At 70.2% G+C, this 19053-nt stretch carries 17 protein-coding genes; 11 read left to right on the top strand and 6 right to left on the bottom strand.

Annotation, left to right across the window (positions count from 1 at the left end; all coding sequences use genetic code 11):
* Positions 1–26: 26 nt before the first annotated feature.
* Positions 27–692: a GntR family transcriptional regulator gene (locus ACWCRB_RS12315; RefSeq protein WP_369032456.1), complete on the top strand. Its 666-nt coding sequence runs from the start codon at positions 27–29 to the stop codon at positions 690–692.
* Between the two features lie 24 nt (positions 693–716).
* Here the strand turns inward: ACWCRB_RS12315 and ACWCRB_RS12310 are convergent, their stop codons facing one another.
* The 4 genes from ACWCRB_RS12310 to ACWCRB_RS12295 all read right to left on the bottom strand — a co-directional run bounded on the left by ACWCRB_RS12310 (position 717) and on the right by ACWCRB_RS12295 (position 4472).
* The gene (locus ACWCRB_RS12310; RefSeq protein ID WP_450995987.1) at positions 717–1523 is read right to left on the bottom strand and encodes an amino acid ABC transporter ATP-binding protein; all 807 of its coding nucleotides are present in this window, start codon (positions 1521–1523) and stop codon (positions 717–719) included.
* A gap of 32 nt (positions 1524–1555) precedes the next feature.
* Entirely contained in the window at positions 1556–2536 is a 981-nt protein-coding gene (locus ACWCRB_RS12305; protein ID WP_450995986.1) for an amino acid ABC transporter permease, read from the bottom strand.
* Positions 2536–3483, bottom strand: coding sequence for a transporter substrate-binding domain-containing protein (locus ACWCRB_RS12300; protein ID WP_450995985.1), 948 nt, complete (start codon positions 3481–3483; stop codon positions 2536–2538). Before ACWCRB_RS12300 ends, ACWCRB_RS12305 begins: the two co-directional genes overlap by 1 nt.
* 326 nt (positions 3484–3809) lie before the next feature.
* Entirely contained in the window at positions 3810–4472 is a 663-nt protein-coding gene (locus ACWCRB_RS12295) for a GntR family transcriptional regulator (RefSeq protein WP_450995984.1), read from the bottom strand.
* A gap of 260 nt (positions 4473–4732) precedes the next feature.
* Here ACWCRB_RS12295 and ACWCRB_RS12290 point away from each other — a divergent pair, with 260 nt between their 5' ends.
* The 4 genes from ACWCRB_RS12290 to ACWCRB_RS12275 all read left to right on the top strand — a co-directional run bounded on the left by ACWCRB_RS12290 (position 4733) and on the right by ACWCRB_RS12275 (position 9499).
* Positions 4733–5221 carry an MFS transporter gene (locus tag ACWCRB_RS12290; RefSeq protein WP_450995983.1) on the top strand — a complete coding sequence of 163 codons (489 nt, stop codon included), beginning with the start codon at positions 4733–4735 and terminating at the stop codon, positions 5219–5221.
* A 130-nt stretch (positions 5222–5351) separates the two neighbouring features.
* Positions 5352–6740: an NAD(P)/FAD-dependent oxidoreductase gene (locus ACWCRB_RS12285; RefSeq protein ID WP_450995982.1), complete on the top strand. Its 1389-nt coding sequence runs from the start codon at positions 5352–5354 to the stop codon at positions 6738–6740.
* A gap of 66 nt (positions 6741–6806) precedes the next feature.
* Positions 6807–7706 carry a 4-hydroxy-tetrahydrodipicolinate synthase gene (dapA, locus tag ACWCRB_RS12280; protein WP_450995981.1) on the top strand — a complete coding sequence of 300 codons (900 nt, stop codon included), beginning with the start codon at positions 6807–6809 and terminating at the stop codon, positions 7704–7706.
* A gap of 275 nt (positions 7707–7981) precedes the next feature.
* Positions 7982–9499 carry an aminobutyraldehyde dehydrogenase gene (locus ACWCRB_RS12275; protein WP_450995980.1) on the top strand — a complete coding sequence of 506 codons (1518 nt, stop codon included), beginning with the start codon at positions 7982–7984 and terminating at the stop codon, positions 9497–9499.
* A gap of 65 nt (positions 9500–9564) precedes the next feature.
* Here the strand turns inward: ACWCRB_RS12275 and ACWCRB_RS12270 are convergent, their stop codons facing one another.
* Together ACWCRB_RS12270 and ACWCRB_RS12265 are read right to left on the bottom strand one after the other, a co-directional pair.
* Positions 9565–10308 (bottom strand): hypothetical protein, encoded by a 744-nt coding sequence (locus tag ACWCRB_RS12270; protein ID WP_450995979.1) that lies wholly within the window; start codon positions 10306–10308, stop codon positions 9565–9567.
* A complete protein-coding gene (locus ACWCRB_RS12265) occupies positions 10305–10943 on the bottom strand; it encodes an RNA polymerase sigma factor (RefSeq protein WP_450995978.1) in 639 nt (212 codons plus the stop codon). Before ACWCRB_RS12265 ends, ACWCRB_RS12270 begins: the two co-directional genes overlap by 4 nt.
* A gap of 269 nt (positions 10944–11212) precedes the next feature.
* On the opposite strand from ACWCRB_RS12265, the gene ACWCRB_RS12260 reads away from it, so the two are divergent.
* The 6 genes from ACWCRB_RS12260 to ACWCRB_RS12235 all read left to right on the top strand — a co-directional run bounded on the left by ACWCRB_RS12260 (position 11213) and on the right by ACWCRB_RS12235 (position 18968).
* Entirely contained in the window at positions 11213–12658 is a 1446-nt protein-coding gene (locus ACWCRB_RS12260; RefSeq protein WP_450995977.1) for an aldehyde dehydrogenase family protein, read from the top strand.
* Between the two features lie 266 nt (positions 12659–12924).
* Positions 12925–14898, top strand: a complete 1974-nt coding sequence (iolD, locus tag ACWCRB_RS12255) for a 3D-(3,5/4)-trihydroxycyclohexane-1,2-dione acylhydrolase (decyclizing) (protein WP_450995976.1) — start codon at positions 12925–12927, stop codon at positions 14896–14898.
* A 41-nt stretch (positions 14899–14939) separates the two neighbouring features.
* The gene (locus ACWCRB_RS12250) at positions 14940–15695 is read left to right on the top strand and encodes an HpcH/HpaI aldolase family protein (RefSeq protein ID WP_450995975.1); all 756 of its coding nucleotides are present in this window, start codon (positions 14940–14942) and stop codon (positions 15693–15695) included.
* A gap of 147 nt (positions 15696–15842) precedes the next feature.
* Positions 15843–17060: a Gfo/Idh/MocA family protein gene (locus ACWCRB_RS12245; RefSeq protein ID WP_450995974.1), complete on the top strand. Its 1218-nt coding sequence runs from the start codon at positions 15843–15845 to the stop codon at positions 17058–17060.
* Between the two features lie 4 nt (positions 17061–17064).
* Positions 17065–18060, top strand: a complete 996-nt coding sequence (locus tag ACWCRB_RS12240; RefSeq protein ID WP_450995973.1) for an NAD(P)-dependent oxidoreductase — start codon at positions 17065–17067, stop codon at positions 18058–18060.
* Positions 18057–18968, top strand: coding sequence for a sugar phosphate isomerase/epimerase family protein (locus ACWCRB_RS12235; RefSeq protein ID WP_450995972.1), 912 nt, complete (start codon positions 18057–18059; stop codon positions 18966–18968). Before ACWCRB_RS12240 ends, ACWCRB_RS12235 begins: the two co-directional genes overlap by 4 nt.
* The last annotated feature ends 85 nt before the right edge of the window (positions 18969–19053 follow it).

Below are 19053 nucleotides of genomic sequence, written 5' to 3'. Positions count from 1 at the left end.
CGCCCGACAGGTCAAGGGGGCCTCCCGTGCAGGACGTGGTGACCGAGCCCAGGGGCGAGGAGATGCCCCTCTCCGAACGCGCGTATCGCGCCATCCGGGACCGGCTCGTCATGCTGGAGATCCGCCCCGGCGCACCGATCAACGAGGAGCAGCTGGGGCTGTCCCTCGGCGTCGGACGTACGCCGGTGCGCGAGGCGCTCAAGCGGCTCCAGTACGAGCGCCTGATCGCGACCTATCCCCGGCGCGGCACCTTCGCCACCGACGTGAACATCACGGACCTGGCCCATATCTCCGAGGTGCGCCAGGAGCTGGAGCCCCTGGCCGCCGCCCAGGCCGCGCGGCGCGCCACGGCCGCCGACCGGGCGAGCCTGACGGCCCTGTGGCGGGAGCTGGAGAGCGTGGACTCCCGTGGGGGCGACTCCACCGAGCTGATGCACCTGGACCTCCAGGTCCACCGCGCGATCTACGCCGCCGCGCACAACCCGTACCTGGAGGACACCCTCGTCCGCCACGACAACCTGGCCACCCGCATCTGGTGCCTGTTCATCGACCGGCTGCCCGGCATGGCCGGCCACGTCGAGGAGCACGGACCGCTGATCGAGGCGATCGTCGCCGGGGACTCCGACCGGGCGGCGCGGCTCGCCCGCAGCCATGTCGTCGGCTTCGAGCAGGCCATCCGCGACGCCATCTGAATCCCGCCTCGGCAGGGGATGGGGTCAGAGGATGCTGTCGATGAAGAGACGCGTCGACTCGTGGACGGGCGCGTCGATCACCTGGGACGGCGGGCCCTTCTCGACGAGCCGGCCCTCGGACATGAAGACCACCTCGTCGGCGACACCGCGGGCGAAGCCGATCTCGTGGGTGACCACCATCATCGTCATACCGCTGGTAGCCAGCCGTTTCATGACGTTCAGCACCTCGCCGACCAGCTCGGGGTCCAGGGCCGAGGTCGGCTCGTCGAAGAGCATGACGCTGGGCTTCATGACCAGGGCCCGAGCGATCGCGACCCGCTGCTGCTGACCGCCGGACAGGGTGCTGGGGTAGACCTCGGCCTTGTGCTCCATCCCCACCTCCTCCAGCGCCCGCATCGCGTCCTTGACCGCCTCGGCCCGGTTCACGCCCTTGACGCGGCGCGGCGCCTCGATGAGGTTCTCCAGCACCGTCATGTGCGGAAACAGGTTGTACGCCTGGAAGACCATGCCTGTCTTGGTGCGCTGCTTGGCGACGGCCGACGGCGGCAGTTCGTACAGCTTGTCGCCCTTGATGCGGTAGCCGACCACCTCGCCGTCCACGACGACGGTGCCCCGGGACGGGCGCTCCAGGTGGTTGACGCACCGCAGCATGGTGCTCTTGCCCGAGCCGGACCGCCCGAGGATCACGACCACCTGGCCGCGGTGCACCTCCAGGTCGACGCCCTTGAGGACCTCGACCGAGCCGAAGCTCTTGTGCAGGTCGATGATCCGGACGATGGGGTCGGCCGTCGAGGTGTCAGTGCCGTCGGGCGCGGATGTCGTTGCGCTCATCGGAGATTCACCGGTCCTTTCGTTACGCCTCGTCACGCCGGAGTCGGGTTGTCGGTCGGGTTGTCGTTCGACCGGGACCGCTGCGCGAGCCGGGAGCCCAGCGAGCGGAGCTTCGCGAGTCCGCCGGGCCGCTGCCCGCCGACGTGGACCCCGCGCCCGTAGTGCCGCTCGATATGGCTCTGGGCGTAGGACAGCACCGTGGTGCACACCAGGTACCAGAGCGAGATCACGACGAGCAGCGGGATCGTGCGGAAGTTCTGCGAGTAGATCAACTGCGCCGAGTACAGCAGGTCGGCGAGAGCGATGATGCTCACCAGCGAGGAGTGCTTCAGCATGCCGATGACCTGGTTGCCGGTGGGCGGGACGATCACCCGCAGGGCCTGGGGCAGGACGACCCTGCGGAAGGTCAGCCACCGGTTCATCCCGAGCGCGATCGCCGCCTCGCTCTGGTGCCTGGGCACCGAGAGCAGGCCACCGCGCACGATCTCGGCCATGTAGGCCGACTCGTTCAAGGTCAGGCCGATGATGGCGACGGCCCACAGGTTCAGCACGCTGTTGGTGGCCGCGCCGGCGAGCTCAGGACCGCCGAACATGCTGAGCGACAACCGGGGGTAGAGGGCCGAGAGGTTGAACCAGAAGATCAGCTGGACCAGCAGCGGCGTACCCCGGAAGAACCACAGATAGGCACCCGACAGCGAGGAGAGCACCCGGTTCTCCGACATCCGGCAGGCAGCCAGAACGATGCCGAGGGAGATACCCAGAGTCATGGACGACACGGTCAGGATCAGTGTGGTGCGAAGGCCTGCCATGATCTCGGGGTTGAACAGGTAGTCCCAGACGACCGGCCACTCGAAGTTGTCGTTGGTCACCACGGAGTAGCCCAGACTCGCCGCGACGAGGAGAACGAGCAGGGCGGCGAGGCGCCGGCCGGGATAGCGCAGCGGCACGAGTTCCGAGGGCGGGACGGCCGACGCGTCCACCCGGGTGGAGTCGGTGACGGTGACTGCCTTCATCAGTTGCTCCCCGTCGACCCGTCGGCGGCGGACGAGAGGATCTCGGCCTTCTCGATCAGGCCCTGGCCGGCGTTGAACTTGTCGAGGATCTTCTGCAGTTCACCGTTCTCGATCAGGTGGTCGGTGGCCGCCCGGACCGCCTCGGCGAACTTCTCGGTGTCGCTGTTACGCGGCAACACCATGCCGGTCTTGTACTTGGGGGCCCAGGGCAGCTCGACCAGCTTGAACTGGTTCTTGGCCTGACTCATCACATAGGCCACCTGGCTCGCGCTGCTCACCGCCGCGTCGACCCGGCCGCCGCGCAGGGCGAGGTTGACGTTGGCCTGCGAGTCGAAGGTCTTGACGGTGATCGGGCCCTTGCCCGCGCTCTTGCACTTGCCCGCGAGCTTCTCGGCCAGCGCCGCCTCGGCGGAACCGAGCGACGCGGCCAGCGTGTGACCGCAGAGGTCCGTCTCACTGGCGGCACTGGTGATCTTGCTGCCGACGGGCACCATCAGGGCGTCGGCCGACGAGTGGTTGGTCACGAACGTGACGGTCGCCGTGCGCTCGGGCGTCGCGTAGATCTCCCCGGTCGCGGCGTCGTAACGGCCCGCCTGGAGGCCGGTGATGATGCCGTTGAACGGGGCGATCTTGATCTGGACCTTCAGGCCCAGGACCGCGGCGATCTGCCGTACGTTCTCGATGTCCCAGCCGGTGGGAGTCGCGCCGTTGGCGGGTTCGATCACAGCGGGCGGGTAGGTGGCGGCGGCGATCGTCAGGGTCCCCTTCGCGGCGATCGACTTGGGGACCAGGGCGGCGATCGAGTCGACCTTCTTCGGCACGGTGTCCGCCGCGGCGGTGGACGAACCGGTGGTGGACGAACCGCACGCGGCCGTCGACCCGATCAGGGCGACGGATCCGACGATCGCCCCGAAGCGAACCAGACGTGAATCGCGTAGACGCTTCATGAGACTCTCCCTGTGGCTGAAATGCCCGAGCGCACAAATCACGTCAAAGACCCTGTTTCGGGATGATGTGCAGGGCGGGGTGATGGCAGGTAACTTCGCACCTTCACCGAGGTCTGACAAGATGTGATCACAGATCTTTTTTGCTCAGAGACCTGTGACACCAGCTCTGACCAGGGAAAATTCTTTGGTAACGAATTCGACGGACGAGCGCGAGGCCGATCACGGCGATCCGGAGGACCGACCGGGGACGTAGCGAACCGGCAGCCGGGCGGTAATCCGCGGGGCCGGACATGGCCGGTCGGATGCCTCCGCCGAGGCGTCCGGCTCTAGACCAGCTGCGCCTTGATCCGGTCGGTGGCGTTGGCCAGTGACTCGGTGCTGATGGCCGCCGCCGCCTGGGCGTCATGCGCGTGGACGGCCTTGAGCAGGTCCTCCTGGTAGCGCCACAGGGCGTCGTCACCAGGTGCGTCGAGGTAGGCGCGGGCGCCGACGATCTTGTAGGCGCGGCAGTGCTGCCACAGCGTGCGGATGGTGTTCAGCAGGACGGGGTTGCCGGCCGCCTCGTAGAGGATGGTGAGCAGGGCCTCGTCGTGGTCGAGGTACGGAACGACGGCGCGCTCGGTGATCGCGCGCCGCATCAGGTCGTACTCCTCGCGCATCCGGGCGACGTCCGCCTCGGCGATGCGGGCGGCGCCACGGCGCGCGGCCTCGACCTCCAGGATCTGCCGGGTGTCGTAGATGTGGAGCAGTTCGTCGAGGTGCTGGCCCTTCACCACCGAGCCCTTGTGCGGAACGCGCTCGGCGAAGCCGGCCTCCTCCAGGCGGCGGATGGCCTCCCGTACCGGCATCACACTGGTCCCGACCTCGGCGGCGAGATCGCGGATGCGCAGGCGGTAGCCGGCGGGGTACTCGCCGCTCGTGATCGCCTCGTGCAGCACCGCGTACACCTGGTCGGTCATGGAGGGCGCCGGCTCGACACGTTTGGACATACGCACGACTGAATCATAAACAGCCTGGTCGGCGGCAGGGGTTCGACGAAGGCCCGCCTCCGCCGCACTCTCGGCCGGGCCGCCCGACGGGGAACCCTCTTCGAAGAACACCATCGGAACTCCACCCCAACCCATTGTGTGATTTGTGATCACATCCTAAGGTGGCGGGCAATCCCAGGCGAGACCGGAGCTCCCTCGGGCCACCTGGCCCGGACCTGCCCTTGAAGGGACGGGTCCGGGAACCGCTCCCGGAGGTCGTGATGACCGCAAGCGCAGAACCGATCACAGGCAACAGGCTCGATGACGCGCCCCTTTCGCGCTTCCACAAGAAGCTCGCGCTGTACTCCTCAGGAGGCCCGTTCCTCGACGGCTACGTCCTGAGCGTCATCGGCGTCGCCATGGTGCAGATCACGCCCCAGCTGGACCTGTCCGACTCCGCCCAGGGCCTCATCGGCGCGTCCGCGCTCATCGGCATCTTCCTCGGCGCCTTCGCCGGCGGCCGGCTGACCGACAGGTTCGGTCGCCAGGTCCTCTACACCATCGACCTGATCGCCGTCATCGTCTGCTCCGTCGCCCAGTTCTGGGCCACCGACCCGGTGTGGCTGTTCGTCCTGCGGCTGCTGATCGGCATGGCCGTCGGCGCGGTCGTCTCCGTCCTGTGGGCACCGGAGACACGCGGTATGGCGTTGCACGAAGCCGCCGCGCTGACGCCTCGCACCGAACCGGTCGGCAGCCCCATGCGCGTCTGACCCGCCGGGCTCCAGCAATACGGCCTTGGCCGCGTATCGATCGGCATGTCCACGGGATACGGCACATCGCGCGCCCGGGCTCTTCGACCAGCCGAAATTCTTCACCCGCACTTCCGCAGGAGGGTTACCGATGAAAGACGTAGTGATCGTGGGAGGCGGCATAGCGGGCCTTGCCGCCGGCTGGCGCCTGCGGCACTGGGACACGCTTCTGCTGGAGTCCGAGGGGCGGGTCGGCGGACGTATCCGGTCGGAGCGCCGCGGACCGTACTGGCTCAACTGGGGCGGGCATGTCTACGCCGGCGGCGACTCGGCGACGTCGTGGCTGCTCAGCAGCACCGGTGTCGACTCGGTGGCGGTGCCCGGCTCGCTGGCCGGGCTGTCGATGAACGGCAAGCTGCTGCTCAAGGGCCGGGTGGAGACGTACCCGTTCCGCATCCCCATGCCGATGGCGGCGCGGGTCGGCATGGTCAGGGCGGGCGCCAAGGTCGCCCTGTCGGTGGCCCGGTACGCCCGTATCGTGCAGCGGCGGCGCGGCGAGACCGAGGCCCAACGCCAGCAGCGGATCTACGACTTCATGAACGACCGTTCCTTCAAGGACTTCATCGGCGATCTGCCCGAGGACGCCGAGGCCCTGTTCAAGCCCACCGTGACCCGTTCCGCCGCCGACATCGACCAGCTGTCGGCCGGCGCGGGCGTGGGCTACTTCAGCCTGGTGTGGAACATCGGCGCCGGACTCTCGGAGAGCATCGTCGGCGGGCCGTCCACCCTCACCGAGAGCATCGCCGCCGCCCTGTCGGACCGGGTGCGGCTGAACGCGACCGTCGACGAGATCGTCCAGAAGACGGACTCCGCCGTCGTCCGCTACCGGGAGAACGGCGTGGAGAAGGAGGTCGAGGCCCGCTGCGTGGTCCTGGCCACTCCCGCGACCGTCAGCCACCGGATCGCCGTCGACCTCGACCGCGATGTCCGCGAGGCCCTGTCGAAGATCGTCTACGGCCCCTACGTGAGCGCGGCGTTCCTCACCGACGAGACCGAACGCCAGGTCTGGGACGACGCCTACGGCATCGCGACCCCGAAGCGGTCCTTCAACGTCGCGCTGAACATGTCGAACGTCGTGCACGGCTACGAGACGGAACGTACGCCCGGCAGCAGCCTCATGACGTTCTCGCCGGGCAGCTTGGCGCGTGAGCTGCTGGAGCACGACGACGACAAGATCCGCCGGATCTACCTCGACGACCTGGACCAGGTCCTGCCCGGCTTCGCCGAGAAGGTCGTCGAGGCCGAGGTCCAGCGCTGGCCCACGGGCGCGCCGTACTGCTTCCCCGGCCGCGGCAAGCTCCAGCAGACCCTGACCCGTCGTACCGGCAGGGTCCTCCTGGCCGGTGACTACCTCGGCACCCTCTACACCGAGACCGCGATCCAGACCGGCCTGTCGGCCGCGCAGGAGGCCCGGAGCCTGCTCGCCACCGACCGCCAGACCGCCCGGCAGGACCTGGCGCCGGTGCACACGGTCGCGTAGGTCCGCAGCTCCGACCCGACCCCGACTCCCCACCCCGCCCCCAGCTCCACCCGAGGAGAACCAAGAATGTCGTCACAGCTGAGCGGTGTCCTGACCGCACTCGCCTCACCGTTCACGCCGGACGGGGAGATCGACGAGAAGACACTGCGCCGCCTGGTCGACCGCAGTGTCGACGGCGGGGTCGACGGTGTCGTCGTCTGCGGATCCACCGGTGAGTTCGCGGCCATGAGCGGCGCGGAGCGGCGCCACCTGGTCGAGACGGTCGTCGACCAGGCTGCCGGACGTGTGCCGGTCATCGCCCAGACCGGTGCGGTCAGCACCAGGGAGGCGATCGAACTGTCCCGCCACGCCGAGGCCGCCGGCGCCTCGGTCCTGATGGTGGTCGCCCCCTACTACGAGCCGCTCACACTCGACGAGACGCTGCACTACCTGCGCACCGTCGCCGACGCGGTCGACATCCCGATCATGCTCTACAACCTGCCCGGGGCCACCGGCGTCAACCTCTCGCCGGAGACGGTCGGGCAGCTCGCCCGCGAGGTCGAGAACATCCAGTACATCAAGGACACCAGCGCGGACATGGCCCAGGCGGGCCAGCTCATCCACCGCTACGGCGACGTCATCTCCACCTTCATAGGCTGGGACAGCCTCCTGTTGCAGGCCATCACCGAGGGCGCCGCCGGTGTCATGGCCGGCACCGCGAACGTCATGCCGGCCGAACTCGTCTCGATCCACCGCGCGCTGCGCGCCGGCGACCTGCCCCGCGCGCAGGCCGAATGGGCCCGGATCTATCCCCTGATGGACGCGATCATGTCCGCCCCGTTCATCCCGGCGGTCAAGGCCGCACTGGACGCGGCCGGCTTCCCGGTCGGGGGTCCGCGCGAGCCGCTTCTCGGCCTCGACGCGGATACGACGGCGAGGATCGCCTCGCTGGTCGAGGCACTTCCCCGGCTGACTGCGGCGGGGTGAGGGGTGGTCGGCGTGGTCGGGACCGTCGGTCGGAGCACGGGGTGGGGGTCGGTCCGAGTACCGAGTGGCCTGGTCCCAACTTGCGCCTGGCTACGGCTACTTGCACCCGACCACAGCCAATCGCGCCTGGCTTACGGCCACTTGCACCCGACTGGACCCACCCGCACCTGACCCCGGCCACCGCACATGCCCCCGGCACTCATACCCGCACCCGCACCCGACATACGTCCACCCGCCCCCGGCTGTTCCACCCCACCCCACTCAAGGAGTTACTGATGACGACCACCGCCGCCGGTCCGACGACGACGCCCACGGTGCGACGTGCCGCAGACGTACCGCCCCTGATCACCGAGGCCGATCTTCCCCCGGCCCACCACTTCGTCGACGGGAAGTTCGTCGACGGGGCGGCCGGGCGGGTCATCGACGTGGTCGACCCGAGTACGGAGAGTGTCATCGCCCGGGTTCCCGAGGGGACCGTCGAGGACGTCGACCGGGCGGTCGCCGCCGCGGTCGCGGCCAAGGAGGCGTGGGCGCGGCGGGTGCCCAAGGACCGTTCGGAGGTGCTGCACGCCGTCGCCGACCGGCTGGCCGAGAACGCCGACGTCCTGGTCCGGCTGGAGTCGGCCAACACCGGCAAGCCGCTCGCGGTGTCCCGGGACGACATAGCCATGACGATCGACACGTTCCGTTTCATGGCCGGCGCCGTGCGTGCGACCACCTCCCTGGCCGCCGGCGACTACGCCGAGGACCACCTGTCGGTCATCCTGCGCGAGCCGCTCGGGGTGATCGGCGTGATCACCCCGTGGAACTACCCCCTGCTCATGGCCGCCTGGAAGATCGCGCCCATCCTCGCCGCCGGCAACACCCTCGTCATCAAGCCGTCCGAGCAGACCCCGCTGACCACCCTGAAGTTCGCCGAACTCGTCGCCGATCTGCTGCCGCCGGGGGTGGTGAACGTGGTCACCGGTTACGGCGCACCCGTCGGTGCCCGCCTCGCCGAGCACCCGGACGTCGACATGATCGCCCTGACGGGTTCCGTCTCCAGCGGCCGTGCCGTCGCCCGGGCCGCCGCCGACACCCTCAAGCGCGTCCACCTCGAACTCGGCGGCAAGGCCCCGGTCGTGGTCTTCCCGGACGCCGACCTCTCGGCCGCCGCGACCTCACTGCGTACCGCCGGATTCTGGAACTCGGGCCAGGAGTGCGGGGCCGCCTGCCGCGTACTCGTCCACGAGTCGGTCGCCGAGCGCTTCGTCGAGCAACTCGTCGGCGAGGTACGGTCGTTGGTCGTCGGTGAGCCGACCTCCGGCGAGGACGTCGAGGTCGGCCCGATGGTCTCGAAGGCCCACTTCGACCGTGTCACCGGCTACTTGGAGCGCGCGAGGACCGAAGGCCTCCGCGCGGCGACGGGCGGCGGCGCCCTCGACGGGCCCGGTTACTTCGTGGCCCCGACCGTGCTGGTCGACGTACCCGAAGGGGCTGAAGCCGCCCGCGAGGAGATCTTCGGGCCGGTGATCACGGTCGAGACCTTCGCCGACGAGGAGGAGGCCGTACGACGGGCCAACGACGTCCCCCTCGGCCTCTCGGCGTCGGTGTGGACCGAGAACGCCCGCCGCAGCCACGACATCGCCGCCCGCCTCGACTTCGGCACCGTCTGGGTCAACTCCCATCTCGTCCTGGCCGGCGAAGTCCCCTGGGGCGGCTTCAAGGGCTCCGGCTACGGGCGTGACCTGTCGATCTACGCGCTGGACGACTACTCGCGCACCAAGCACGTCATGCACAACCACGGGCGCTGATCCGCCCGTTGTGACGCGGCCGTGTCGCACGGCCGCGTCACGGCCTCACCACGTCATCGGGCGGGTCACGAGGACTTGCACGGCTTGACCGGGCCCTTGATGAACCTGTCGCTGTAGAAGGTCGGCTGCGTCGTGCCGGGCTCCTTCGGTCCGGGTTCGGGCTCGTGCACCGTGACCAGATATGTGTCCGCGTGCGTCATGACGAACCGTTGGTCCCAGTCGCCGTCACCGGTCTTCTCCGGCATCAGGACCTCTCCCCGGTCCTGCCCGCAGACCTTGTCCCAGGGGAAGTTCTCGACGACCGCGTTGAAACCGGCCGCCCGGATCTTGGCCGTCATCTCCTTGAAGTGCGCCGCGTCCCCGTTCCTCCAGATGCTGACCTCCTTGATATAGATGGTCAGCGTGCCGTTCGCGTTCTTCTTCAGCGCGTAGCCGGCCGGCACCACGTCGGTCTTCTTCCCGTTCCCGGTCCCCGTGCCCTTCTCGGTCCCTTGTTCGGCCCCCTTCTCGGTCTTCTTCCCGCTCTCCGTCCCGCTCTCCGTCCCGCTCTCCGTCCCGCTGTCCGACCCGCCCGGCAGCGCCACCGTCACGCCCGCCGCGACCGCTGCCGCCGCCAGCCCCATCGCCAGCCGCTGACCCACCCGGCGCCCGCGCCCGTCGGTCCGCTGTCCCGCCAACGTCCGCAAACCGCGCATCAGATGTTCCTCCCGCTGAACCCGTCGGCCTTCGGGGAAGTCCCGTTCGGCCGGCACGGCCAGCAGCCTGCGCAGCTCTCGCACGTCTTCGTCCTGCTCCTGGTCCCTGCTCACCACGGTCCCTCTCCCTTCCCACTGCTCGGCCGGACCGCCTCGTGGCGGTCACCTGTCTGCTGCCGCCGCGCAGCCGCGGGTTCCAGGTTCTGCTCCAGATTTTTCAGCGCCAGCTTCTCCAGCCGGCGGCGCGCCCGGGACAGCCGGGAACGGACGGTGCCCACCGGTATCCCCAGCGCCTCGGCGGTCGCGGCGTAGTCAAGGCCGGCCCACACGCACAGCGCCAGCACCTCGCGGTCCGGCCGCGACACCTGGTCAAGTGCCTTGCGCACCGCGGCTATCCGCTCCTGGTCCTCCAGCCGGCCGACCACCTCGTCGGCGAAGTCCGGCAACAGGCCGGGCGGAGGCATACGTTCCATCAGGGCCCGGTGCCGCCGGGCCGTACGTCTGCGGTGGTGCACCACGTTGGTGGCGATCCCCAGCAGCCACGGCAGCAGACTGCCGCCGTCCGGCTCGACCTTCTCCCGCATCCGCCAGGTTTCGAGGAACGTCAGCGAGACGCAGTCCTCGGCGACCGACCAGTCCCCGGTCAGACGGAAACAGTGGTTGTACACAGCCCGCCCGTGGTCCTGGAAGAGCACGCGGAAGGAGTTCTCGTCGCCCGCGCGTATGCGGGCCCGGAAGGGTGGTTCCATGCCTGGCTCTGCCCTCAGGTGACCGACGGGTTCCATGTGACGTCCATCACTCCAAACCCGTGAGGGTGGTCCTCACCCTAGTGCACCAGTGGCGTGGATGATGGAAAAATGATGTGGTCGATGACGCGATAATGATGGATTCCGGCCCTTCAGAAATGCCCCGCGGCCCACCTACCGTTGCGGCCAGGCAATCGGCCTGGCCGTTGGCTGATCAGCACTTCGGACCAGCACTTCGGACCAGCCCTGACGGTTTCTGGAGGGAGAAGGCAATGGCGCCTGCGGAACTACTCATCGGAAGCCGGTGGCAATCGTCGGCGGGGCCGTCGGGACGGACCCACGACGTGACGTCGCCCTTCGACGGCAAGACCGTCGGCACCGTGGCCGTCGCCGGCCCCGAGGACGTCGAGGCGGCCCTCGCGGCGGCGGTACGGGGTGCCGCCGTATGGCGGCGTACACCCGCCCACGAGCGGATGACGATCCTGCTGCGCGCGGCGGAACTCGCCGACCAGCGGGCCGACAGGATCGCGCGGACCATCAGCGCGGAGTCGGGCAAGACCATCACGGAGGCCACCGGCGAGGCATCACGATCCGGGGACCTGATCCGGCTCGCGGCCTTCGAGGGCACGCAACTCTACGGCGAGACCCTGCCGTTGGACGCCAATCGCGGCACCGGCCAGGACAAGCTGGGCTTCACCCTGCGCCAGCCGTGCGGAGTGGTCGTCGCCATCACACCGTTCAACTACCCCTCGCTGCTGGTACTCCACAAACTGGCCCCCGCGCTCGCTGCGGGCAACGCGGTCGTCCTCAAGCCGGCGACCTCGACTCCACTGACCGCGCTGGAACTTGCCGAGTGCTTCGTGGACGCCGGACTTCCCGAGGGCGTGCTGTCGGTGCTCGTCGGCTCCGGCGGAGTGCTGGGGGACCTGCTCGTCACCGACCCCCGCGTACGGAAGATCTCCTTCACCGGCTCCACCGCGACCGGCGAACACATCGCCCGCGTCGCCGGGGTGAAGAAGCTCTCCCTCGAACTGGGCGCCTCCTGCCCGGTCGTCGTCCTGCCCGACGCCGACCTCGAACTGGCCGCGAGCGCCGTCGCGTTGGGCGGTTACGTCAACGCCGGACAGGTCTGCATCTCCGTCCAGCGAGTCATCACCCACCCCGACGTCACCGCCGACTTCCTCGACGCCCTCGTCCCCAAGGTCGAGGCCATCCGGACCGGCGACCCGTCGTCCCCCGACACGACCATGGGCTCCCTGATCACGACCGCCGAGGCGGAACGGGTCGAGCGGGCCATCGCGCGGGCCGGGACGGACGGCGCCCGCGTCCTGACCGGCGGCGAGCGCGACGGAGCTGTCGTGCGGCCCGCCGTGGTCGCCGACGTGGACCCCGAATCGCCGTTCAGCCAGGACGAGTTGTTCGGTCCGGCGATCGCCGTCAGCCCGGCCGCCGACTGGGAGTCCGCCATCGCCCAGGCCAACGGCACCGCCTACGGCCTCGGCGCGGGCATCTTCACCTCCGACGTGGCAGGCGCGGTCCGGGCCGTCCGGGAGATCGATGCCGGTTCCGTCCACATCAACTGGACGCCCCTGTGGCGCGCCGACCTCATGCCGTACGGCGGCCTCAAGGGCAGCGGCTACGGCAAGGAGGGCCCCCGGGCCGCCGTCAGCGAGATGACCGAGGTCAAGACCGTCGTTCTGCACGGCCGCCCCTGGTGACCTGGCCGCCGCGTCCCCCGTACGACACCCACGACGCGTCCCCGCAGGGCCTGTTCTGAGTCCCCCGCCTGCGCCCCGACGCCCGGCACGCACTCCCCCGGAGGGTGACCCCAGCCGCACCGGCCAAACGCCCAGGTAGCTCCGTTACCAGGTCGTTCGTCCGGCACGCCGATCGCACGCACCGAACGCCGCTGCGCCCGCGCTACGCGCGGACGACGGGGTAACTCAGGACAGGCCCTTCCCCATCCCCGATCAGGAGCCGACTCATGACCGACCGGACGCCACAGCGACAGGGCGCGACGGTGCGCCTCACCGTCGCCCAGGCCGTCGTCACCTACCTCTCCCGGCAGTACTCCGTGGCCGACGGCCACCGCCGCCGACTCATACCGGCCGCGCTGGGCATCTTCGGCCACGGCAACGTGGCCGGGCTCGGCCAGGCCCTCGACCAGCTCAGCGACCAACTCCCGTTCGTGCAGGGCCGTAACGAGCAGGCGCTCGTCCACATCGCGACGGCCTACGCCAAGGCGACGCGCAGGCACTCCACCCTGGCGGTCACCGCCTCCATCGGCCCGGGCGCCCTCAACATGGTGACCGGCGCGGGCCTCGCCACGGTCAACCGGCTGCCTGTGCTCCTGCTCCCGGGCGACACGTACGCAACTCGCCACCAGGGCCCCGTACTTCAGCAGCTCCAGCACCCCATCGAGGCCGACACCTCGGTGAACGACGCCTTCCGGCCCGTCTCCCGCTTCTTCGACCGCGTCACCCGGCCCGAGCAGCTGCTCACCGCGCTCCCCGCGGCGATGCGGGCCCTCACCGACGTCGACACCGGCGCGGTCGTCGTCTCCCTCCCGCAGGACATCCAGTCCCACGCGTACGACTATCCGGTCGCGTTCTTCGCCGAGCGCGACTGGACGATCCGCCGCCCGGCGCCGGACGCGGACGAGGTCGCGGTGGTCGCGCGGATGCTCGCCGAGGCGGAGAAGCCGCTGATCATCGCCGGTGGCGGGGTCGTGTACTCCGGTGCCACCGAGGAGTTGGAGGCGCTGGCCGAGGCGGCGGGCGTTCCCGTCGTCGAGACGTTCGCGGGCAAGGGCGCCGTCCAGCGCCGTGCCTGGTGGCAGCTCGGGGGCATCGGCCTGGAAGGCACTCCGGCGGTCAACACCCTTGCCCGGGAAGCCGACTTCGTCCTCACCGTCGGCTCGCGCCTGACGGACTTCGCCACCGCCTCGCACTCCGTCTTCCAGAACCCGGACGTCCGCTTCGCGAGCGTCAACGTCAACGCCCACGACGCGGGCCGCCTGGGCGCGACCGGCATCGTGGCCGACGCCAAACGGGCCCTTGCCGCGCTGGCAGCTGCCGTACGGGCGAACGGCACGACCACGTCGGCCAGTTGGCAGGAGAAGGTGCGCGCCCTGGACGAGCGGTGGCAGGCGGAACGTACCGCCGCACTCGCCCCGGACACCCCCTTCGACTTCGCGTCGCTGCCCGACGACTCCGACGTCGTACGGGACACCGAAGCCGCCCTCACCCAGGGCCAGTTGATCGGCCTGCTCCAGGAGCACGCGCGGTCCGGGGACACGATCATCGCCGCCGCCGGTGGTCCGCCCGGAGATCTGCAGAAGGTGTGGGACGCCACCGAAGGGCGGTTCGCCCACCTGGAGTTCGGCTTCTCCTGCATGGGCTACGAGCTGCCCGCCGCGATCGGTGTCCGCTTCGCCGAGCCGGACCCGTCGAAGCGGGTGCTGTCCCTGCTGGGCGACGGAACCTTCCTGATGGCGCCGACCGAGCTGGTCACGGCCGCCCAGGAGCGGCTCCCGATCACGGTCGTGATCCCGGAGAACCACGGCTACCAGGTCATCCACCGACTCCAAATGGGCTGCAACGGGCGGGAGTTCGGCAACGAGTTCCGCTACCGCGACGGCAGCCTGGAGATCGGCTCGGGCAAGCCCGCCCGTCTGGAGGGCGACTACCTCCGGGTCGACCTGGTCAGGATCGCGGAGGGCCTCGGCGCCCGCGCGCTCCGCGCCACGACCGCCGACGAGGTGCGCGCCGCGCTGGCCGACACCCGCGACCACAACGGCCCGGTCGTCCTGGTCGTCCCCGTGATCCCGCACGCCGACCTGCCCGGCGCCGGGGTGTGGTGGGACGTGGCCCCGGCCGAGATCTCCGAGCAGGATGCCGTCGCGCGACTGCGCGACGAGTACGAAGAGGGCCTCGCGTCCCAGAGGTGGTACGGATGAATCCCCTTCCCCTGAACCACTCTCCCTCGGATCGCTCTCCCTTGGACCATGGCCGCCTGCGCGCCCGGCTCGCCGCCGGCGAGGCAACCCTGGGCACCTTCGTCGGCCTCGCCTCCCCGGTCTCGGCCGAGGTGTGCGCCGCCGCCGGGGCCGACTGGCTGCTGCTCGACCTCGAACACGGCGCGGGAGGCGAGGAACAGGTCCGTACGACCGTCCCCGCTGCGGCGGCCTATGGGGTGCCGACCGTCGTACGTGTCGAGTCCGCGGCGCGCATCCGCATCGGCCGTGTCCTCGACCTGGGCGCCGCCGGGATCATGCTGCCCCGCCTCGACACGGCGGCCGAAGTCCGGGAAGCGCTACGGCACTTGAGGTACCCGCCCGCGGGGGACCGGGGCGTGGCCACCTACAACCGGGCCTGCCGTTTCGGACTCGACGCCGAAGCCCTGGACCGCGAGGGGGAGATCCTCGGCGTCGTCCAGATCGAGTCGGCGAGTGCGCTGGGCGAGGTCGAGGCCATCGCGGCTCTCGACGGCGTCGATGTGCTGTTCGTCGGTCCCCGCGACCTCAGTCATGACCTCGGTGTGCCGGGCGAGTTCGGCGCGCCGGTCTATCGGGAGGCGCTGGAGCGCGTCCGCAAGGCCGCCGCGGACCATGGCAAGGCGTGTGGGCTCCTCGTTCCCGACGGGGTGGCCGCGGCCGCCAAGCGGGCCGAGGGGTGGACCTTCATCGGTATCGGATCCGACTCGACCCTGCTCGCCGCGGCGTTTTCCGCGGCGTTGTTCGCTGCGCGGGGCTGAGCGTCTTCGTCTGCGGCGCCGTCGTGGCTGGTCGCGCCCGCGCGGCGGAGCCGCATATCGATACAGCCCCGCGCCCCTAAAAGGCGCGGCCCCTACGGGGCCCGCCTTACCTCACCAAGGTTGCTCAGCACCCATCAGGAGACATCAATGAACCCCAACCCCCCGGGCGCCGCCCGTGAGATCGGCGTCGGACTGATCAGTGTCGGCTGGATGGGCAAGTTGCACAGCCGTGCCTACCAGGCACTGCCGTCCGTCTATCCCGAGCTGGGCATCAAGCCCCGGCTCGTGCACGCCGCCGACACGGCCGAGGACCGCGCCGCCTATGCCCGTGACGTCCTCGGCTACGAGAAGGCCGGTACCGACTACCGTGCCGTTCTCGACGACCCGGAGGTCGAGGTCGTCTCGATCTGTGCGCCCAACCTCCTCCATCACGAGATCGGTATCGCCGCCGCCAAGGCCGGCAAGCCGTTCTGGATCGAGAAGCCGGTCGGGCGCGGTGCCGAGGAGACCGCCGAGGTCGCCGCCGCGGCCCGCACGGCCGGGGTCGTCACCTCCATCGGCTACAACTACCGGCACGCCCCCGCCGTCGAGCGGGCCCGCGAGCTGATCGCCGAGGGCCGGCTCGGCCGGATCACCAACGTCCGCGCCACCTTCTTCTCCGGCTACGCCTCCGAGCCCAAGGGCGCCCTGTCCTGGCGCTTCAAGCGGGACCTGGCCGGGCACGGCGCGCTCGGCGACCTGCTGAGCCATGTCGTGGACCTGGTCAGCTATGTCGTCGCCCCGATCGACGAGGTCTCCGCCCTCACCAGCACCGTCTACACCGAACGTCCGCTCCTGCCCATGGGCTCGGGCACGCACTTCGCGGTGATCGAGGACGGCGAGATGGCGGCCGTGGAGAACGACGACTACAGCGCCGCCCTCGTCCGCTTCAGCGGCGGAGCCGTGGGGACACTGGAGGCGTCCCGCGTCATCGTCGGACCGCAGTGCGGCATCGGCTTCGAGATCTACGGCACCGACGGCTCGGTCACCTGGAACTTCGAGCGCATGAACGAGCTGCGTGTCGCCCTCGACCGCAGCGGCCCCCAGCAGGGCTACACCACCGTGCTCGGCAACGGTCACATGGGCGACTACGCCAGCTTCCAGCCCGGCCCCGGCAACAGCATGGGCTACGACGACCTCAAGGTGATCGAGGCCAAGAAGTTCCTCGCCGCCGTCGCCGGCATCGAGCACCACAACTCGACGATCGAGGACGCGCACGCCGTCGCCGAGGTGATCGCGGCTGCGGCGGCCTCCGCGGCGAGCGGCTCCTGGCAGCCGGTGCCCGCGGTGCCCGGCGCGAACTTCGGGCATCCGGCGCGGAGTTGATCGTATGACCAAGCCCGTCACCAAGCCCGTCACCAAGCAGGTCGCCGAGCCCGTCGCCGAGCATGTCGTGGTAGCCCTCGGTCCCGTCGACACCGACACCGTCCGCCCCGTCCTCGGCGAGCGGGTCACCTTCGTCACCGATCCCACCCCCGAGGACCTCGCGGTCGCCGAGGGCGCCATCGTGCGCGCCGACCGGCGGGTCGACGAGGACTTCCTCAGCCGGACGCCACGGCTGCGGGTCGTCGCCCGCACCGGCGTCGGCGTCGACCTGGTCGATGTCGCGGCGGCCTCCGACCGCGGCATCCCCGTCGTCATCACCCCGAACAGCGGCAGCCGGGCCGTCGCCGAGGGCGTCTTCGCCATGGCCCTCCACCTGACCAAGCGGCTGCGACCGCTGACCGAGCTGGTACGGGACGGCCGCTGGGCCGCGCGGAACGCCGTACCGGTCGGTGACCTGGACGGCGCCACCCTGGGGATCGTCGGCTACGGCCGTATCGGCCGCCGGGTCAGCGAACTCGGCGCTGCCTTCGGGATGCGGACGCTCGCGTACGACCCGTTCAGCCCGCCGCCCGCCGGGATTGCCTGCGCCGACCTCGGTGAACTGGCCGAGTCCAGCGACGTGTTGACCCTGCACGCGCCGCTCGTCGAGGAGACCCGGCACCTCGTGGACAAGCGGCTGCTGGCCCGGGTCAAGCCGGGAGCGGTCCTGATCAACTGCGGCCGTGGCGGCCTGCTCGACCCGGACGCCGCCCTGGCCGCCCTGGAGTCGGGCCGGCTGGCGGGTGTCGGACTGGACGTCTTCGACCCCGAACCGGCCCTCTACCACCCGCTGTTCGACCACCCCGACGTCGTCCTCACCCCCCACCTGATGGGCATGACGCGCCGGGCCATGACCCTCACCTTCGTCGACGCCGCCCGTGGTGTCGCGGACGTTCTCGCGGGCCGCCCGCCGGCCGCGGTCGCCAACCCCGACTGGAACCACCGAAAGGCCACGGCATGACCACCTCACCGCTGAACTCGCCCTCGAACTCGCCCTTGAACAGGATCGCCGGCGCGCCCATCTCCTGGGGCGTGTGCGAAGTCCCCGGCTGGGGCTACCAGTTGACGCCGGAGCGCGTGCTGAACGAGATGCGCGAAGTCGGCCTGGCCGCCACCGAGATCGGCCCCGAGGGCTTCCTGCCCGGCGAGCCGGACGCCATGGCCCGGGTGCTCGCCGACCACGACCTGCACGCGGTCGGCGGCTTCACGCCTCTGCTGCTGCACGTGCCCGGACACGACCCGCTGCCCGAGACCGAACAGCTCCTGGAGAGCTACGCCGCCTCGAAGGCCGAGGTGCTCGTCCTGTCGGCGGTCACCGGCCAGGACGGTTACGACTCCCGCCCCGAACTCGACGCCGACGGCTGGAAGCTGCTGCTGTCCAACCTCGACCGCCTGACCTCGCTGGCCGCCGAACGCGGCGTACGCGCCGTGCTGCACCCGCACGTCGGCACGATGATCGAGAACGGCGACGAGGTCCGGCGCGTCCTGGAGCACTCCGCGGTCTCGCTCTGCCTCGACACCGGGCATCTGCTCATCGGCGGCACCGACCCGGCCGAGCTGGCCCGCCAGGCGCCCGAGCGCATCGCCCACACCCACATGAAGGACGTGGACGCCTCCCTCGCCGCCAAGGTCCGGTCCGGGCAGTTCAGTTACACCGAGGCCGTGCGCAAGGGCATGTACCGCCCGCTGGGCGCGGGAGACGTGGACGTCCAGGCCATCGTCACCCACCTCGGCGCACACGGCTACGACGGCTGGTACGTCCTGGAACAGGACACCGTCCTCACCGAGGAACCCAGGGCGAAGGGACCGGTCGAGGACGTGTGGGCCAGCGCCGAACACCTGCGCGCGGTGCTGCGCGGGGCCGCGTAGCCGTATGTGGACCCGAATACAGGTCCGTATGCAGGCCTGATGTGTTTTTGATGTCTTCTGAGGGATTGACCGGCACGTACGAGGC

This window comes from Streptomyces sp. NPDC002156, from assembly GCF_053593675.1.
Note: the sequence above shows the minus strand (reverse complement) of the source record. Positions and strands in the feature narration are given on the sequence as shown.

Bases quoted from the DNA above. Each gene is read 5' to 3' on its own strand.
- ACWCRB_RS12295 (WP_450995984.1), bottom strand. From the start codon at position 4,472: ATGTCCAAACGTGTCGAGCCGGCGCCCTCCATGACCGACCAGGTGTAC.
- ACWCRB_RS12240 (WP_450995973.1), top strand. From the start codon at position 17,065: ATGACCAAGCCCGTCACCAAGCCCGTCACCAAGCAGGTCGCCGAGCCC.
- ACWCRB_RS12265 (WP_450995978.1), bottom strand. From the start codon at position 10,943: ATGGAACCACCCTTCCGGGCCCGCATACGCGCGGGCGACGAGAACTCC.
- dapA (WP_450995981.1), top strand. From the start codon at position 6,807: ATGTCGTCACAGCTGAGCGGTGTCCTGACCGCACTCGCCTCACCGTTC.
- ACWCRB_RS12305 (WP_450995986.1), bottom strand. From the start codon at position 2,536: ATGAAGGCAGTCACCGTCACCGACTCCACCCGGGTGGACGCGTCGGCC.
- ACWCRB_RS12290 (WP_450995983.1), top strand. From the start codon at position 4,733: ATGACCGCAAGCGCAGAACCGATCACAGGCAACAGGCTCGATGACGCG.
- ACWCRB_RS12300 (WP_450995985.1), bottom strand. From the start codon at position 3,483: ATGAAGCGTCTACGCGATTCACGTCTGGTTCGCTTCGGGGCGATCGTC.
- ACWCRB_RS12310 (WP_450995987.1), bottom strand. From the start codon at position 1,523: ATGAGCGCAACGACATCCGCGCCCGACGGCACTGACACCTCGACGGCC.
- iolD (WP_450995976.1), top strand. From the start codon at position 12,925: ATGACCGACCGGACGCCACAGCGACAGGGCGCGACGGTGCGCCTCACC.
- ACWCRB_RS12275 (WP_450995980.1), top strand. From the start codon at position 7,982: ATGACGACCACCGCCGCCGGTCCGACGACGACGCCCACGGTGCGACGT.
- ACWCRB_RS12245 (WP_450995974.1), top strand. From the start codon at position 15,843: ATGAACCCCAACCCCCCGGGCGCCGCCCGTGAGATCGGCGTCGGACTG.
- ACWCRB_RS12260 (WP_450995977.1), top strand. From the start codon at position 11,213: ATGGCGCCTGCGGAACTACTCATCGGAAGCCGGTGGCAATCGTCGGCG.
- ACWCRB_RS12285 (WP_450995982.1), top strand. From the start codon at position 5,352: ATGAAAGACGTAGTGATCGTGGGAGGCGGCATAGCGGGCCTTGCCGCC.
- ACWCRB_RS12235 (WP_450995972.1), top strand. From the start codon at position 18,057: ATGACCACCTCACCGCTGAACTCGCCCTCGAACTCGCCCTTGAACAGG.